The following is a 15,179-nucleotide window of genomic DNA, read 5'->3' as shown; positions in this document are numbered from 1 at the left end:
GGCCGGGATCACTCCAAGTGCATACGCCTCACCACCTGCCCTTGTGGTTGCGACTGGCTGTGCTTATGAATTCGAGGCGCATCTGGCCCCCGCCCTTGTCAGCAGGAAAAGACCATGTCGGACAATCCCTTTTACAAAATCTTCGACCCCGGTTTTCGCGATCTGGTCGTCGCCAGTGCCCGACTGGAAGAGCTGCATACCGGTTGCCGCTGGACCGAGGGCCCGGTCTGGTTCGACGACGCCCAGCATCTGCTGTTCAGCGACATCCCGAACCAGCAAGTCCTGCGCTATGTCGACGGCAGCGGCGTTTCAGTGTTCCGAAGCCCATCCCACTTCATCAATGGCAATACCCGCGACCGGCAGGGCCGCCTCGTGTCCTGCGAACACGGCGGCCGCCGGATCATCCGCACGGAAGTGGACGGCACGATCACGACACTGGCAGACAGCCACAACGGAAAACGGTTGAATTCCCCCAATGACGTGGTCGTCCACTCCGACGGCGCCATATGGTTCACTGACCCGTCCTACGGCATCCTCTCGGACTATGAAGGCTACAAGGCAGCCGAGGAACAGCCGACGCGCAACGTCTACCGCCTCGATGCGCAGACTGGCGCGCTGGAGATCATGGTCGACGACTTCCTCCAGCCGAACGGCCTTGCCTTTTCACCCGACGAAACGCGGCTCTACATCGCCGATTCCGGCGCAAGCCATGCACCGGAAGCCCCCCGCCACATCCGCGTCTTCGACGTGGTAGACGGCAGGCGGCTCGCCAATGGCCGGGTCTTTGTCGACATCGATAAGGGCATTCCAGACGGCATACGCACGGACACAGAAGGAAACCTCTGGTCGAGTGCTGCCGATGGCGTGCATTGCTTTGCGCCAGACGGCCGCCTTCTCGGCAAGATCCTGGTGCCGCAGGCGGTGTCCAACCTGACCTTCGGCGGCCCACGCCGCAACCGGCTGTTCATGACCGCATCGACCTCGCTCTATGCGATCTACACGGCAACCACTGGCGCACAGCGCCCCTGATCGCTCCGTTCAGACGGGCTCGATCCGGTTTCCTGTCGCACCATCGAACAGGTGCAGATGGGCCGGATCGAAGGCAAGGCCGATCATCTCCCCTTGGCTCAGCCTCTGGCGTTCACCGACGACGACATTGATCTCCGGGTCGGTTGCCGAGGTGATGTAGGTCGTCGATCCCGTGCTTTCGACCATGCCGACCGGCACCCGCAGCATGGCCTCGCTCTCCGGCACCAGCCGCAGATGCTCGGGCCGCAGGCCAAGTGTCAGCCGTTCGGTGGCCGGCATCGGACGCTCAAGCCGGATCGTCTGCGGCCCATCCAGATCGAGCTGGAGAGAGCGTCCGTCCTGACCGCCCGTGGCCGGGATGAAATTCATAGCCGGAGAGCCGATGAAGCCGGCGACGAAGGTGTTGACCGGGTGATCGTAGAGGTCGAGCGGAGCACCCTGCTGCTCGATTACGCCCTGGCGCATGACGACGACATGGTCGGCCATTGTCATCGCCTCCACCTGATCATGGGTGACATAGACGGAGGTGGCGCCGAGCCGATCGTGCAGTGCGCGGATTTCCTTGCGCATATGGACGCGGAGAGCGGCATCGAGGTTCGACAAAGGCTCGTCGAACAGGAAGGCCTTGGGATTACGGATGATCGCCCGGCTCATTGCCACGCGCTGTCGCTGACCGCCGGAAAGCTCGCGCGGATAGCGATGCATCAGATTGGAGAGGCCTGTCGTCACCGCCACCGCTTCAGCCGCCTTGCGCGCTTCGGCCTTCTTCACGCCGCGAATACGCAGCGAGTAGGTGAGGTTCTCCTCCACCGTCATATGCGGATAAAGAGCGTAGGACTGGAAAACCATGGCAAGGTCACGCTTGCGCGGCGGCACCCCATTCATCGTCTGACCGGCAATCACGAGATCCCCCGTCGAAATGCTTTCAAGACCTGCCAGCGAACGCAGGAGCGTGGACTTGCCGCAACCTGAAGGACCGACCAGCGCCACGAAGGAACCCTTGCGGATCTTGAGGTCGATATCGCGCAGCGCGTGATAGGCGCCGTAGTATTTGTTGACGCCGGAGAGTTCGATCTGATGGGTCATTTAAGGGCTCCAGACGTGAGACCGGACACGATCCGGCGCTGCAGAAGAACGAAGACGGCAAGGATGGGGGTCACATAGATCGTGGCAAAGGCCATGATGTTGTTCCACTCATTGGTGTTCGGCCCCATGAAGGAATTCAGGCCGACGCTGGCCGGCTGGTACTCGACCGCCTGGATGATCGACTTCGAATAGACGAACTCGCCAAAGGCCTGCATGAAGATCAGGATCGCGGAGACGAGGATGCCGTTGCGGGCAAGCGGCAGGACGATGTGGAAGAAGGCCCCGACGCGCGAATTGCCGTCGACCAGAGCTGCTTCTTCCAGTTCCATCGGCACGCTCATGAAGGTCGCTCGGACAAGCACGACAAAGAAGGGCATGCTTTTCGCGGCGATCGCAATGATGACCGCCAGACGCGGCGTCTCAAGCATGCCGATCTGCGAAAAGCCGACAAAGATCGGCGTGATCATCAGCGACGCCGGCAGAACCTGCAGCATGAGAATAAGGAACAGGCCGACATCGACCCAGCCATTGCGATAACGCGCCAGCACATAGGCGCAGCCCGTGCCGAGCACCGTGATGAGCCCGACCGCGCCAAGGGCGATGACCAGCGAATTCCACATGTAGCGGGCGAGGTTTCGGCTCTCCCAGACATAGGGATAGGCGCCCCACTGCGGTTCGCTGGGCCAGAAGCTTGGCGGCGTGGCGAACATCGCCGACCCGCTTTTGAGCGTGGTGATATACATCCAGTAGAGGGGAAAGAGATAGATCGCGACGAGGATGAGCGCGATGGCCAGCATCAATCTGTTGAGGAGAGTGTCGCTCATCCACGCACCTCCTGCCGGGTGGAGCGGACATAGACGAGGGAGGCAAACATCACGAAAACGATCATGATGACGGAAATCGTCGCCCCACCCGCAAAGTCATACTGCTTGAATGAAAGGTCCCAGGCCCAGTACTGCGCGACATTCGAGGCATTGTTCGGCCCGCCGGCGGTGATCGCGGCGAAGAGATCGAACTGCTGAAGCGTGAAAATCAGCCCGAGCGAGACGACGGCTCCGATGGTCGAGCGCATCATCGGCAGCGTGATTGTGAAGAAGCGCTGCCAGACATTGGCGCCATCGAGTTCGGCTGCTTCGAAGAGATCCTTCGGAATGCCGGACAGGCCGACGGACAGCAGGATCATGTTGAAGGATGTCCCGAGCCAGATATTGGCGATGATGACGGCCCAGAGCGAATAGTTGGGGTCCGAGCGCCAGAAGATGTTGGCGGAGATGATCCCGCTCTCGCGCAGGAAGTAGTTCAAGACGCCGAAATCGCCGGACAGGATCCAGTTCCAGATGGCGCCGACGACGAGGCCCGGCATGACCCAGGAGACGAGAAAGAGACCGCGCAGCCAGGAGGCGCCGGGAAAATTCGTCCAGAAGAACAGTGCAAGGCCAAAGCCGATGGCAAACTGACCGGCAATCGAGGCGGTGACGAAGATCGCGGTATTGGTGAAGATCGGCCAGGTTTCGCGCTGAGAAAACAGGGCAGCATAGTTTTTCAAACCGACAAACGGCCGAAAAAAGGTGCCGAGCGAGAACATGTCGACTTCCTGGAAACTCATCAGCACATTGTAAAGCAGTGGCAGCCCGGCCATGAGAAGCAGAAAACCGAGTGGAAAGGCGACGAGAGCGATGTCGAAGCCGCGTCCATCGGTCAGGCTGGATAGGATCTTGCGCATCGCAGTCTCCGCTGAAGCGATCATGGCTCCGGTCGGGCCGCCCCCGCAGCTTGGGGAACGAGAGCGGCCCTCCGGGAGGTAAATGAGACAGAGGCGAAGCGGCACGTTTGCGTGCAGGCCCCGCCTATGCCGATAGCTTAGCCGGTGACCGCGCTGATGGTTTCAGCCGCCTGGTCCAGCGCTTCCTTCGGCGTCATCTGGCCGGTGAGAGCGCCCTGGATTGCATCCTGGATTGCCTTCGAGATCTTCGGCCATTCCGGGTGCGGACCGCGGGCCTTGGCGTATTTCAGCTGCTCCTGGAAGACCTTCAGACCGGCATCCTTCTTCTCATTGCCGGTTGCCGGAAGCGTAATGTCGGAACGGGCCGGAAGCTGACCGTATTTCTCGAACATCACATTGTCCTGCGAGGCGAAGTATTCGAGAGCCTTGAAGGCGGCCTCCGGATGCTTGGTGTTCGAGAAGATCGCGTAGTTGAAGTCACCCATGGCGGATGAACGCTCGGCACCTTCCTGCGGCACCGGCAAAAGCGCCACGCGCCAGTCGAACTTTGCTTCCTCGGACATGCGGTTCAGCTCCCACGGACCAGAGATCGCCATGGCCGCATTGCCGGAATTGAAGGTACCGGTGGAATCCCACTGGCCGCGCGTCAGGCTATCCGGCGAGGCAAGCTTCTCGTCCATGATGGTCTTCCAGGCTTCGAGCGCCTTGACCGCACCATCGGCATTGATCTTCTCATAGCCGCCGCCGCCCATCTGCGCCCAGGGCAGGAACTGGAAGGTGCCCTCTTCGCTGGCCTTGGCGGAGAAAGCGAGACCATAGACGTTCTTCGCCGGATCGTTCAGCTTGCGCGCTGCATCGATGAGCTCTGCCCAGGTCTGCGGCGGCTTGTCCGGATCAAGTCCCTTTTCCTTGAACATGTCGGCATTGTAGTAGAGCGCGATCGTATTGGTGGCCTTCGGCACGCCGAAGAGCTTGCCGTCCCAGGTAACCGAATTGAGCGGACCGGGGAAATAATTGGCCGGCTTGATCACCTCGGATTTCGCGACCATGTCGGTGATATCAAGGAAAGCGCCACGCGAGGCAAAGAGCGCATGCTCCGGATTGTCGATAGCGATGATGTCGGGCGCCTGGCCTGTGGAGTAGGCGCGCATGGCCTCGCTCACAACATCATCGAACTGCACCAGCCGGTATTCGACCTTGATGCCCGGCTCCTTCTCGTCAAATTCACGCGCCAGGTTCCAGGCCGGCTGCTCGGGCTTGTCGAGGCTCCAGATGGTGATCGTGACCTCTTCCTGTGCATGGGCCTGCAGCGCGAACCCGGACACGGAGGCCAGTGCAAATGCACCGGCCATCAGGCAATTCTTGATAGACATGCTCTCCTCCTTGGGGTTGACCATTGATCCCGCCGACTTCCTCCAAGCCGGCAGGCAGTCTCATTGCGGATCGGTGACGAAATCCCCGCCTCGGCAATTCTTCAGATAGTTCAGGCCATGGACCTGGCCGGTCATCTCCAGCGCATCGCGATAAACTGGATCATGCCAGCCTTCGATGTCGATCGAACCGGACCAGCCGGCGAGCCGAAGCTCGGAAATCACATCCGTCCAGTTGGTGTCGCCGAAGCCGGGCGTGCGCATCAAGACAAAGGGATGCTTGCCGAAGACCCCATGTTCGCGGATCACATCCCAGCGGATGGTTGCGTCCTTGCCATGGACATGAAAGAATTTGTGCGCCCATTTGCGGATCTGCGGGATCGGATCGATCAAATAGACCATCTGGTGGCAGGGCTCCCATTCAAGCCCGATATGCTCGTCCGGCGTCTCGTTGAAAATCAGTTCCCAAGCGTCCGGATTGTGGGCGATGTTCCAGTCGCCGGTCTGCCAGTTTCCATCCATGGCGCAGTTTTCGAACGCGATCTTGACGCCTTTATCGGCAGCCCGCTTGGCAAGCTCGCTCCAGATTTCGCGGTAACGCGGCAGACTATCCGTCAGCGGACGGTTACGGACGCGGCCGGTAAAGCCCGCGACGCAGGTGGCGCCGAAATGATGGGCATTGTCGATGCAATCCTTCCAGCCCTGCAGGGTCTGAAGATCCATATCGGTCTCTTCCAGCGGATTGCCGAACATGCCGATGGTCGAGATCGTGATGTCACGGTCGCCAATCGCCTCGACGCAGCGCTTGCCGAGATCGGCAATGTCCTGCCCGTTCGTCGTCTGCCAGAAGAAGGGCTCGAAGCTCTCGAAGCCCATATCGGCGATCTGGCTGATCCGCTCAGCTGCCTTGCCGGCACTGGCGCTGACCATGGTTCCAATGCGAATGGATTTTGCGGGATTGCTCACGGGCTTCAATATCCTTGTGCTGAAAGATCGACGGGAAGCCCGGTGCGCGCGCTTTCGATCGCGCCGAACACCATGGCAAGGCTTCGAATGTTGTCGGCGGCCGCCGTTTCAGGGGCACGACCAGACTGTGCGGCCCGGATGAAGTCGACGAGCACGCTTTTGTGCCCATGGGTCTCTTCGTCATCAGGTGCATCCGGCACGACCAGCGCATGGTGTCCACGCAACAGGCCGGGCTCGTCGCCAGCGACCGTCGCCTCGAAGGCGTCTTCGCCATCCCAGGTCAACATGCCCTTGGAACCGACGAGGCGCCAATTGCTCTCCCAGCTCGTCCGGCGGCCTTCCGCACACCAGGAGCCGCGATAGGTGAAGACCGCATCTCCCGAGAGCCGAAAGATCGCATTGGCTGCCGCGCCATGCGCATACCAGGAGCCGGACGGATTGGTTTCGACGCAATAGACCGAGAGTGGCAGCTTGCCGGAGACAAAACGAGCGGCATCAAACGTGTGGATGGCCATGTCCAGCAGCAGCACATTGTCCATCGCTTCGCGGAAGCCGCCGAAATGCGGGCCGATGAAGAAGTCGCAATGGATGGCCGTGAGTTCGCCGATCAGCCCTTCCTGGACCACGCGCCGCATGCGGCGCACGCCGGAAATGAAGCGGCGGTTCTGCACGACGGCATGGACGCGACCGGCGGCAGCGGCAAGCGCGAGCAGATCCCTGGCTTCCCCCAGGGAGGCTGCAAGCGGCTTTTCGGAGAGAACATGGCAGCCGAGCCGCAAGGCGGTCGAGACGACCTCCGCCCGCGCTGAGGGAATGACGACATCGAACAGCATATCGGCCCGGGTTTCGATCAGCACGTCGGCAAGGCTGGTGCCGATGACAACGTTCTCAAGGCCGAACTCGGCCACAAGCGCGACCGCCGTTTCGCCGTTGATGTCGACAAGGCCAACGATCGTCACCGCCGCCTGAATTTCGGCGCTCGACTGGATCGCCCGGAGCCAGCCTTTGGCCATAGCTCCGCACCCGCATAAAACGGCTCTTGATGTCACTGCTATCCTCCCAAAGGATGAGCGGAACTCCTCTTCCGCACGTCCTGCAAGCGTCGTAAACGTTTACGGTACTATGAACGAGACTTTGCATGTGTCAACAGAATTTCGTAAACGATTACGGAAGATCATTGGCTGGGGGAAATCGATGAAGGGCATTCGACAACTCGCCGAGCATCTCGACATTTCGATCGGGACGGTTTCTCGCGCCCTGAACGGCAAGCCTGACGTCAACGAGGAAACCCGCAAGCGCGTTCTGGAGGCGGCGGAAAAGCTCGGCTATGTCGCCAACCAGGCGGGCCGCTCGCTCCGCAAGGGCGCGACGGGCATCATTGGCTTCATGATGCAGACCGGCCATGACATCACCGGCGAGGGGGACAGTTTCTTCATGCGCGTCTTCGACGGTGTGCAAACCGTGCTGTCGCAGCATAATCTCGACCTCGTCGCGCTGCTTTGCTCGTCCGAGGAAGACCCTGAAGCCTATCTGAAACGCATTGTCGCGCGCGGCTTTGCCGATGGCATCATCCTCTCGGCAACCCGCCACAAGGATGCGCGCTTCGAATTGCTGCACAAGACCAAGATCCCCTTCCTCACGCTCGGCCGAAGCCAGACCGATGTCGGCCAACCCTGGTATGACTTGGACTTCGAGGGCATGGCCGAGGCGGCGCTCGGCAGGCTGATCGACAAGGGTCATCGCCACATCGCGATCAGCCGCCCCTTTGGCGAGATCAATCTCGGCTATGTGTTCGAAGACAAATGTCGGGCACTGCTATCGGATCGCGGCCTGCAACTGGACCCGGACCACATCTTGCGTTGCAGCCCTAACGAGGCCGGCGGCTATGACGTCGCCCGCCAAGTCATCGCTGCGAAAACCCGCCCCTCGGCCATCGTGCTGCTGAACGAAGCAACCGTAGTCGGCTTCTATCGTGGCCTGCAGGAAGCGGGTCTCACGCCCGGACGCGATATCGCCGTGATCGGTCAGCACAGCCCGCAGGCACAGTTCCTGCATCCGGCGCTGACCTGCTTCCGCCCGGATCTGCGTCTGCTCGGGGTGGCACTCGCCGAAACGCTGCTCTCGACCATGCCCGCCTTCGCCGCGCACTATCCGGAGGCCGAACGGCGGCGCTTATGGCCGATGGAACTGATCGAGGGCGAAAGCGACTGAGAGACTGCGCTCCATCAGGGCGAGATCACCCCGACAGCCGGCCATCCACCAGTTCCAAGCGCCGCGACGAAACCCGCTCCAGTAAAGCGGCATCATGGCTGATCGCGAGAATGCCAAGCCCAGCGTGTGCGCGGTCACGCAGCACGCTCCAGAGATCTGCCTGGGTGATCGGATCAAGCATCGCAGTGATTTCATCGGCTACCAGATAGCGGGTCTGCGGTCCAAGCGCCCGAAGCAGGGCGACCCTCTGCAACTCGCCACCGGAAATCTCGTGCGGATACCGGTCATACCAGCGGCGTGAGACCCCAACCGCCTCCCGCATCGCCTCATCCGGAACCCAGGCTTCTTCCAGCACGCGGCCGATGCGCCAGCGCGGATTGACGGCAAAGATCGACGACTGATGCACATATTGCACCGCGACCCGATTGCGCGACATCTCCGCGCCGTCGACGGTCACCATTCCACGGTCAGCTGCCAGATAACCCGCAACAACACGACCAAGCGTCGACTTGCCACCGCCGGACGCCCCAGAAAGCCCCAGCACCTCGCCGGGCGCAAGGCAGAAGCTCGCACCATCGAGAAGCGCGCGGCCGCGCACGAAGGAAAAGTGCAGATCACGCGCTTCGAGCATAGGCCGCCGTCTCAAGCTGGAATTCGTTCTGCGGCATGGCACGCCACAAGTGGCGGGCATAAGGCGTCTCAAGCCGCGATCCATCGCCGGAAAAAGCACGCGCATCCTCGATACCAACAAGGCCGCCATCGCGAAGAAGCGCAACGCGGTCGGTATAGGGCAGTGCATGCGCGAGATCATGCGTGATGAGAAGCACGGCTTTGCCCGCATCCGCGAGCCGCCGCAGATGGCGCAGAACAATTGCCGCATTGTCCGGATCGAGACCGCTTGTCGGCTCGTCTGCCACGATCAGATCCGGCTCACCGACCGTCGCCATCGCCAGCATCAAGCGCCGGGCCATCCCGCCGGACAGCTGGTACGGATACAGACGAGCAACGGCCGCCTCCAGCCCGAAGCTCTCAAGCAGAGCCCCGATCGCCGCCTTTGGCAGTTCATGCCCGCTCCGGGTCGCCGCCCAGGCCAGTTGCCGGCCACAACGCACCAGCGGATCGAGGTGGCTCGGCGATTGCGGCACAAGCCCCATGCGACACCCTGTGAGTTTTCCCTCACCCAAAGCCCCGATCTCGATCCCACCAATCGAAATGCTACCAGTAAGCACGGCATTCGGCGGCAGAATGCCGAACAGCGCGTGCGCGACGAGGCTCTTTCCTGCTCCCGACGCTCCAACCAGGCCGAGCACCTGTCCGCGATCGATGGTGAAGCTCAAAGCCTCGAGCACGGGCACGACCCGATGATGCAACAGACCGTCATAACGTCGGAAGGCAATACCGAATCCGTCAATCGAAAGCAGCATCAGGATTGCTCCGCCCTGGGGTCAAACACGGTCCTTAGGCCATTGCCGATGGCATCGAAACTGAGGACGACGGCAAGAAGAGCAATGCCTGGAAATAGGCCCAGCCACCATTTTCCGGCGGTCAGATAACGCAGGGAATCCGCGAGCAGAACACCGATGGCCGGCTTCGACGGTTCGAGACCGAAACCGATAAAGGTGAGCCCGGCTTCGTGCAGGATGGCATGCGGAAACAACAGCACCAGACCGACGATCAGTTGCGGCACGAGATGCGGCAGGAAGTGATACCGCCCGATATAAAACCAGGATTTGCCGAAGCCGCGCGACGCAAGCACGAAATCCGCCTGCCGAAGCTGCAGGATCTCGGCCCGCAGGATGCGCGTGAGGCGCGGCCAGTGGGTAACGGCAACCGCAATCACCACGGCGCTCGTACCCCCACCAAGCGCAAAGGAAATCAGGATTAGCAGCACGAAATGCGGAAGCCCCATCGCGGCATCCACCAGAAAGGCGACGACCGCATCTGCAATGCGACCGCAGGTTACGGCAAACAACGCCAGCAGAAGCGCGATCAGCACCGAAATCGCCGAAGCGATGAGCCCGATCCACAAGCTGACACTCAACCCGTGCACCGTTCGCGCCGCCATGTCATGACCGAACTGGTCGGTCCCAAACCAATGACTGAGCGATGGCTCCAGCAGCCGCGTGGAAAAATCCGCGTCGATCCCACGGGCACCGAGGACCAGAGAGCCCAGAACAATACCCAGCACCAGTGCCATTCCAACGGCTGCAGCCATCAGCGTCGCAAGCCTGTTGCCGGCACGAAACCGCTCCGGTGGCGTCGATGGCAGATCCATGGCCGTGCTCATCGAACCGGCTCCCTTGCCTGCATGCGCGGATCGACGAGGCGATAGAGGAGATCGGCGATCGTATTGCCGAAGAAGACGAAGCTCGTGAGGAAGAGGGTGAGTGCCAGCAGAAGCGGCACATCCCCCCGAATGCCCGCTTCCACCGTTGCCTTGCCGAGGCCCGGATAGGCAAAGACCTGTTCGGCGAGGATCGAGCCGCCGAAGAGTTCGCCAAGCGAGGCGAAGAGCACGGTAACGGCGGGGAGCGCGGCGTTGCGCGCGCCGTGCCGAAGCGCAATGTCGAAACGTGAAGCTCCTTGCGCCCGGGCATAGAGCGCATAGTCCGACTGCATGTTCTCAGCCATCTTGGCCCTTGTATGCAGCGCCACTTGCGCCACGCCGAGAACCGTCAGCGCCATCAGCGGCAGGATGAGATGATGCAGCCTCAGCAACCAGGTGACATGCTCAGGCAAGACCCCAATCGGCGATGCGCAGCAGACCGGCGTCCAATTGAGGCTGACTGAAAACACTGTCAGAAGCAGGATCGCCAACCAGAAAGTCGGCGTCGAGGCCAGCACATACGCATAGAGCCGGATAACCCTATCTGTCCACGATCCTTCAGAGGCGCCGGCGATGACGCCAAGCGCAAATCCCAGGACACCGGAAAGCAGCCATGCAAGGGCCATCAGCGGCGCCGAAGCGCGGAAGCGTGCGGCTAACACCTCGCTCACCGGTGCATTGAATGTCATCGAATAGCCGAGATCGCCACGCAGCACATTCTCAAGCCACTTGGCCAATTGCAGAGGCGCTGGCTGGTCGAGCCCCCATTTTTCCGCGATCAAGGCGCGCTGCTCAGGCCCGACCCGCGCGATATCGGCCCCGAGATAGGCATTCACCGGATCAAGCGGCGAAAGCTTGACCAGCGTGAAGGCAAGAATGGCAACCGCCGTGAGAACAAGCACCAGACGCAGCATGGAGCCCAGAACGATACGCGTCCGCCCGAGGCGATGAAATCGCCTACTCACAGGTCCATGTCCAGTTCTGGATCATCGCGGTGATCGGCCAGCCATGGCCATGCGGTTCGATCTGGGTTGGGCCGATATCGAGGCAGGAATTGACGTAGTAGATGTGATCGAGATTGACGAGCCAGGCCCAGGCCGCATCGCTCTTCGGGCCAAAGCCTGTGGTGCCGTCAAAATCCGCCTTCTGCCAGTCGGCAAAGGAGGCCTCCAGGCTTTCCGACCCTTGCGCTGCGGCCAGATGCGCGTCGACCTTGGGATTGCTGTAATATCCGGGGTTGAAATAATCGATGCCGCTCTGGCCTGACTGGTAGAGATTGTAGATCTCCAGCGGCGAATGACTGCCCCAGCCGAAGAGGACAGGCTCGGAATGCATCACCCGCCCGATTTCATCCCAGCTTTTACCGGTCGCCGTCGCCGCGATCCCAAGGGCCTTCAGCTGTTCGGCCACCGTCTGCGCCAGCGCACGCCGGGTGGAATCAGATGCGGGGTAATTGATCGGGAAAGCAGCGCGCACGCCGTCCTTAGCGCGGATGCCATCCTCTCCGACACGCCAGCCCGCCTGATCGAGCACAATCTTCGCCGCCTTGATGTCAAAGGCGACGGCACTCTCGGCATTGGACCAGGACAGTCCATCCGCAGGGCCAAAAGCCGGAGTTCCGTGCCCGAGCAGAGCCACATCCACCAGAACCTTGCGGTCGATGCCAAGATTGATCGCCCGGCGGATGGCAATATCCGATGTCACCGCATTGCCAAGCGGCACACCTGCTGCATTGGTCTTGCCCTCATTTTTCAACATGGGAAAGGCAAGGCCGCGATTATCGACGGATTTGACGGTCAGCTGCCGGAAGCCAGCAGGTGGCGCATCGGCCGCCGTTGCCGGAACCGAGACCATGTCGACCTGCCCGGCCCGCGCGGCCGCAAGGCTCGTATCCTCGTCGGTAAAGACAAAGGTGATCCGCTCGAAGGCCGGGGCCGGTCCATAATAGTTCGGGTTTCGCTCGACGATCAGTTGCTCGCCCTCTGTCCAGGACAGGAGCCTATAAGGGCCAGAGCCAACCGGCTTGCGGGCATAACCCACGCCATATTGGTCAGCCGGCACGATGCCGAGCGCGTAGAAGTTCTCCGTAAACGTAATCCATGGCCGCTTCAGCGTGATCTGAACCGTGTGGTCGTCAAGCGCACGCGCGCCGTCGAACACGGTGAGATCGATCGGCCCGCCAGCCTTGGCGGCCTCGGTAAAGGTGAAGACGACGTCCTTTGCGCGAAGGGCCGAACCATCGGAAAAACGGGCATCGGACCTGAGGCCGATCGTCCAGGTAAGGCGATCCTCCGACAACGTCCATGTAGTCGCCAGATCGGGCTTTGTCGCGAGATCGGCATCGCGGGATAGAAGTGTCGACTGAAACAGCGGATGGCCGTATCGCCCCCAGCCGAGGAGCGGATCATAGCCGGTATCCGGCTCACCACCGATTGCGAGGACGAGATCCGTCTTGGGAGATGCACAAGCGTTCGATGAGACGGCCAGAAAGACCACCGACATCACAACTGCGACGCGGTGAATTGCCTTGGTCATGCAAATATACCTATATCGAAATGACAACGCGCGCCGGCAATCAGCCGGTGCGCGGAACAATATTGACGAGATGGTATGATGTCTACAGAGAAACATCATACTCGGGGGCGGCCATGCAGCGCATAACGATTACGCTCGATGACGAGCTGATGCAGGACCTCGACCGGCTGATCGCCGCACGCGGCGGCCAGAACCGGTCGGAAGCGATCCGCGACCTCGTGCGGGCCGGCCTGCAGCAGGCAACGCGGGAGGAAAATGCCGGGCAACCTTGCGTCGGCGTCTTGAGCTATGTCTACGACCACGCCGCCCGCGACCTGTCGCGGCGGTTGACCAACACCTTCCACGATCACCATGACCTGACGATTGCCAGCATGCATGTGCATCTCGACGCCGAGAACTGTCTCGAAGTCGGCATTCTGAAGGGCAGCATGGAAGAGGTGCAGCATTTCGCCGATCACGTCACCGCCGAGCGCTCGGTGCGCCACGGCTCGGTCCAACTCATCCCCGTTCAGTCGACGCCGCACGAATGAGACTACCTAGAAGCAAGCATTGTCGGGAGCCAACCACCGGCTCCCGAAATCATCCAGCACTCACTCTTCCCTGAAAGCCTTCATGATCTGGTCTGTGAAGGGCTTTGCGAGGAAGGAAGCAACCGTCCGCTCCTCGGTCTCGATGTAGACCTCAACCGGCATGCCGGGGGTGAGTTTTGTCCCGAGGTCTCCGAGATCATCAGGGGAGAAGGCGACGCTGGTCTTGTAGTAGGGAAGATTGCTTGCCTTATCGACGATGGTGGCGGCCGAGACGAGGTCGACCTTTCCGACGATTTCCGGCGTGGTCTGGCGGTTGAACGCGGTGAACCGCATGCGCGCGGCCTGGCCGACGAAGATGCGGTCGACATCGGTGGTCGCCACTTTCACATGCACGCTGAGATCACTGTCCTGCGGGACGATCGCCATGATCACCTGGCCGGGTGCCACGACGCCGCCGATGGTATGGGCCTGAACATCGTAGATATAGCCGGTCTCAGGCGCCTTGACGACGGTCCGCTCAAGCCGATGGCTGAGCTGCTGGGCGCGCTGCTCAAGCTCGATCAGACGCGCGTCGACGGTGACGATCTCCTTTTGCAGCTCGGTGCGGCTGGTCTGGTCGATCGACATCAGCCGCACATTGAGCTCGCTAATCTGGCCTTCGGCTTCAGCCACACGGGCCAGAAGATCACCGACAGTGCCTTCGATGCGCACCATCTGCCGCTTCAGCCCGCGCAGCTCCGAGGCCTTTGCGAGCCCCTTGGTAACCAGGCCTTCCTGCATGGCGAGCTCTTCACCCAGCAGGTCGCTTTCGGCAAGGTTCGCCTTTTCCTGTTCCTTGAGGCCGTCGATCTGGTTGCGCAGTTGGGCGATCTGCATGCCGATCTGCTGCTTCTGGTTTGCGCGCATCTCGCGGTTCTCGTCAAACAGCTTGCGCTCCTCGCGCGCTACAGCCGGTGTCAGCGTCAGGCCATCGAAGGACAGCGCGTCTGCCCCGTCCCGTTCGGCAACGAGGCGGGCCTGCATGGCACCGAGCTGCTCGATCTGCGAGCGGACGATGTCGAGCTCGATCCGCACTTGGGTATCATCAAGCCGCAGCACCACGTCCCCGCGCCGAACCAGATCACCGACCTTCACCGGCAGTGCCACCACCGTGCCGCCGTCGACATGCTGGACCTGCTTTGTTTCGCCGGTGACCGCCAACTCCCCTTGAGCGATGACCGCACCGGCAAATTTCGCCTGCGCCGCCCACCCGCCGATGCCGCCTGCAAGCAGGATCGCGAGCAGGCTGGCCGTAATCATCCGCCCGCGCAATCCCGTGCCCGAGAGCGAGACATTGGTGCTACCGTCTTGTTGCCGCTGTGTCATGACATGCTCCATTCAAACGCAAGGTTACTCGGGTGAAA

General features: G+C 61.3%; 15 protein-coding genes. 3 read left to right on the top strand and 12 right to left on the bottom strand.

The genetic code is table 11. The features are described 5' to 3' along the window. The first annotated feature begins 114 nt into the window (after positions 1-114). Positions 115-1,029, top strand: coding sequence for an SMP-30/gluconolactonase/LRE family protein (locus IP76_RS03900; RefSeq protein ID WP_054156882.1), 915 nt, complete (start codon positions 115-117; stop codon positions 1,027-1,029). A 9-nt stretch (positions 1,030-1,038) separates the two neighbouring features. Here the strand turns inward: IP76_RS03900 and IP76_RS03895 are convergent, their stop codons facing one another. From IP76_RS03895 to IP76_RS03870, 6 genes are all read right to left on the bottom strand, one after another. Next, complete coding sequence (locus IP76_RS03895) at positions 1,039-2,115, bottom strand: ABC transporter ATP-binding protein (protein ID WP_054156881.1); 1,077 nt, start codon at positions 2,113-2,115, stop codon at positions 1,039-1,041. Beyond that, a complete protein-coding gene (locus tag IP76_RS03890; protein WP_054156880.1) occupies positions 2,112-2,939 on the bottom strand; it encodes a carbohydrate ABC transporter permease in 828 nt (275 codons plus the stop codon). The genes IP76_RS03895 and IP76_RS03890 overlap by 4 nt, the downstream gene beginning before the upstream one ends. Further along, a complete protein-coding gene (locus tag IP76_RS03885; RefSeq protein WP_054156879.1) occupies positions 2,936-3,838 on the bottom strand; it encodes a carbohydrate ABC transporter permease in 903 nt (300 codons plus the stop codon). Before IP76_RS03885 ends, IP76_RS03890 begins: the two co-directional genes overlap by 4 nt. A 137-nt stretch (positions 3,839-3,975) precedes the next feature. Then, positions 3,976-5,211 (bottom strand): sugar ABC transporter substrate-binding protein, encoded by a 1,236-nt coding sequence (locus tag IP76_RS03880; protein WP_054157365.1) that lies wholly within the window; start codon positions 5,209-5,211, stop codon positions 3,976-3,978. Between the two features lie 60 nt (positions 5,212-5,271). Further along, a complete protein-coding gene (locus IP76_RS03875; RefSeq protein WP_054157364.1) occupies positions 5,272-6,174 on the bottom strand; it encodes a sugar phosphate isomerase/epimerase in 903 nt (300 codons plus the stop codon). A gap of 5 nt (positions 6,175-6,179) precedes the next feature. Beyond that, entirely contained in the window at positions 6,180-7,223 is a 1,044-nt protein-coding gene (locus IP76_RS03870; protein WP_082352396.1) for a Gfo/Idh/MocA family protein, read from the bottom strand. Positions 7,224-7,368: 145 nt separating this feature from the next. Here IP76_RS03870 and IP76_RS03865 point away from each other — a divergent pair, with 145 nt between their 5' ends. Further along, complete coding sequence (locus IP76_RS03865) at positions 7,369-8,385, top strand: LacI family DNA-binding transcriptional regulator (RefSeq protein ID WP_054156877.1); 1,017 nt, start codon at positions 7,369-7,371, stop codon at positions 8,383-8,385. Between the two features lie 25 nt (positions 8,386-8,410). Here the strand turns inward: IP76_RS03865 and IP76_RS03860 are convergent, their stop codons facing one another. From IP76_RS03860 to IP76_RS03840, 5 genes are read right to left on the bottom strand one after another with little or no spacing between them, the layout of a single operon-like run. Further along, positions 8,411-9,016, bottom strand: coding sequence for an ATP-binding cassette domain-containing protein (locus IP76_RS03860; protein WP_054156876.1), 606 nt, complete (start codon positions 9,014-9,016; stop codon positions 8,411-8,413). Further along, complete coding sequence (locus IP76_RS03855) at positions 9,000-9,809, bottom strand: ATP-binding cassette domain-containing protein (protein WP_245281378.1); 810 nt, start codon at positions 9,807-9,809, stop codon at positions 9,000-9,002. The genes IP76_RS03860 and IP76_RS03855 overlap by 17 nt, the downstream gene beginning before the upstream one ends. After that, a complete protein-coding gene (locus IP76_RS03850) occupies positions 9,809-10,672 on the bottom strand; it encodes an ABC transporter permease (protein WP_054156875.1) in 864 nt (287 codons plus the stop codon). Before IP76_RS03850 ends, IP76_RS03855 begins: the two co-directional genes overlap by 1 nt. Further along, the gene (locus IP76_RS03845; protein WP_245281377.1) at positions 10,669-11,676 is read right to left on the bottom strand and encodes an ABC transporter permease; all 1,008 of its coding nucleotides are present in this window, start codon (positions 11,674-11,676) and stop codon (positions 10,669-10,671) included. The genes IP76_RS03850 and IP76_RS03845 overlap by 4 nt, the downstream gene beginning before the upstream one ends. Then, positions 11,669-13,246, bottom strand: coding sequence for an ABC transporter substrate-binding protein (locus IP76_RS03840; RefSeq protein ID WP_054156873.1), 1,578 nt, complete (start codon positions 13,244-13,246; stop codon positions 11,669-11,671). The genes IP76_RS03845 and IP76_RS03840 overlap by 8 nt, the downstream gene beginning before the upstream one ends. Positions 13,247-13,359: 113 nt before the next feature. Between IP76_RS03840 and nikR the strand changes: the two genes are divergently transcribed. Beyond that, entirely contained in the window at positions 13,360-13,776 is a 417-nt protein-coding gene (nikR, locus tag IP76_RS03835; RefSeq protein WP_054156872.1) for a nickel-responsive transcriptional regulator NikR, read from the top strand. A 60-nt stretch (positions 13,777-13,836) separates the two neighbouring features. Here nikR and IP76_RS03830 read toward each other — a convergent pair whose 3' ends face one another. Beyond that, positions 13,837-15,141, bottom strand: coding sequence for an HlyD family type I secretion periplasmic adaptor subunit (locus IP76_RS03830; RefSeq protein WP_054156871.1), 1,305 nt, complete (start codon positions 15,139-15,141; stop codon positions 13,837-13,839). Between the last annotated feature and the right edge of the window lie 38 nt (positions 15,142-15,179).

Origin of the sequence: Rhizobium sp. AAP43, from assembly GCF_001296045.1 — a bacterium.
Taxonomy (GTDB): Bacteria; Pseudomonadota; Alphaproteobacteria; order Rhizobiales; family Rhizobiaceae; genus Allorhizobium.
This window is presented reverse-complemented; position numbering and strand designations above follow the sequence as displayed.

Coding starts and splice junctions, on each gene's coding strand:
- IP76_RS03865 (WP_054156877.1), top strand. CDS start 7,369: ATGAAGGGCATTCGACAACTCGCCGAGCATCTCGACATTTCGATCGGG.
- IP76_RS03830 (WP_054156871.1), bottom strand. CDS start 15,141: ATGACACAGCGGCAACAAGACGGTAGCACCAATGTCTCGCTCTCGGGC.
- IP76_RS03855 (WP_245281378.1), bottom strand. CDS start 9,809: ATGCTGCTTTCGATTGACGGATTCGGTATTGCCTTCCGACGTTATGAC.
- IP76_RS03880 (WP_054157365.1), bottom strand. CDS start 5,211: ATGTCTATCAAGAATTGCCTGATGGCCGGTGCATTTGCACTGGCCTCC.
- IP76_RS03860 (WP_054156876.1), bottom strand. CDS start 9,016: ATGCTCGAAGCGCGTGATCTGCACTTTTCCTTCGTGCGCGGCCGCGCG.
- IP76_RS03895 (WP_054156881.1), bottom strand. CDS start 2,115: ATGACCCATCAGATCGAACTCTCCGGCGTCAACAAATACTACGGCGCC.
- IP76_RS03840 (WP_054156873.1), bottom strand. CDS start 13,246: ATGACCAAGGCAATTCACCGCGTCGCAGTTGTGATGTCGGTGGTCTTT.
- nikR (WP_054156872.1), top strand. CDS start 13,360: ATGCAGCGCATAACGATTACGCTCGATGACGAGCTGATGCAGGACCTC.
- IP76_RS03900 (WP_054156882.1), top strand. CDS start 115: ATGTCGGACAATCCCTTTTACAAAATCTTCGACCCCGGTTTTCGCGAT.
- IP76_RS03885 (WP_054156879.1), bottom strand. CDS start 3,838: ATGCGCAAGATCCTATCCAGCCTGACCGATGGACGCGGCTTCGACATC.
- IP76_RS03850 (WP_054156875.1), bottom strand. CDS start 10,672: ATGAGCACGGCCATGGATCTGCCATCGACGCCACCGGAGCGGTTTCGT.
- IP76_RS03890 (WP_054156880.1), bottom strand. CDS start 2,939: ATGAGCGACACTCTCCTCAACAGATTGATGCTGGCCATCGCGCTCATC.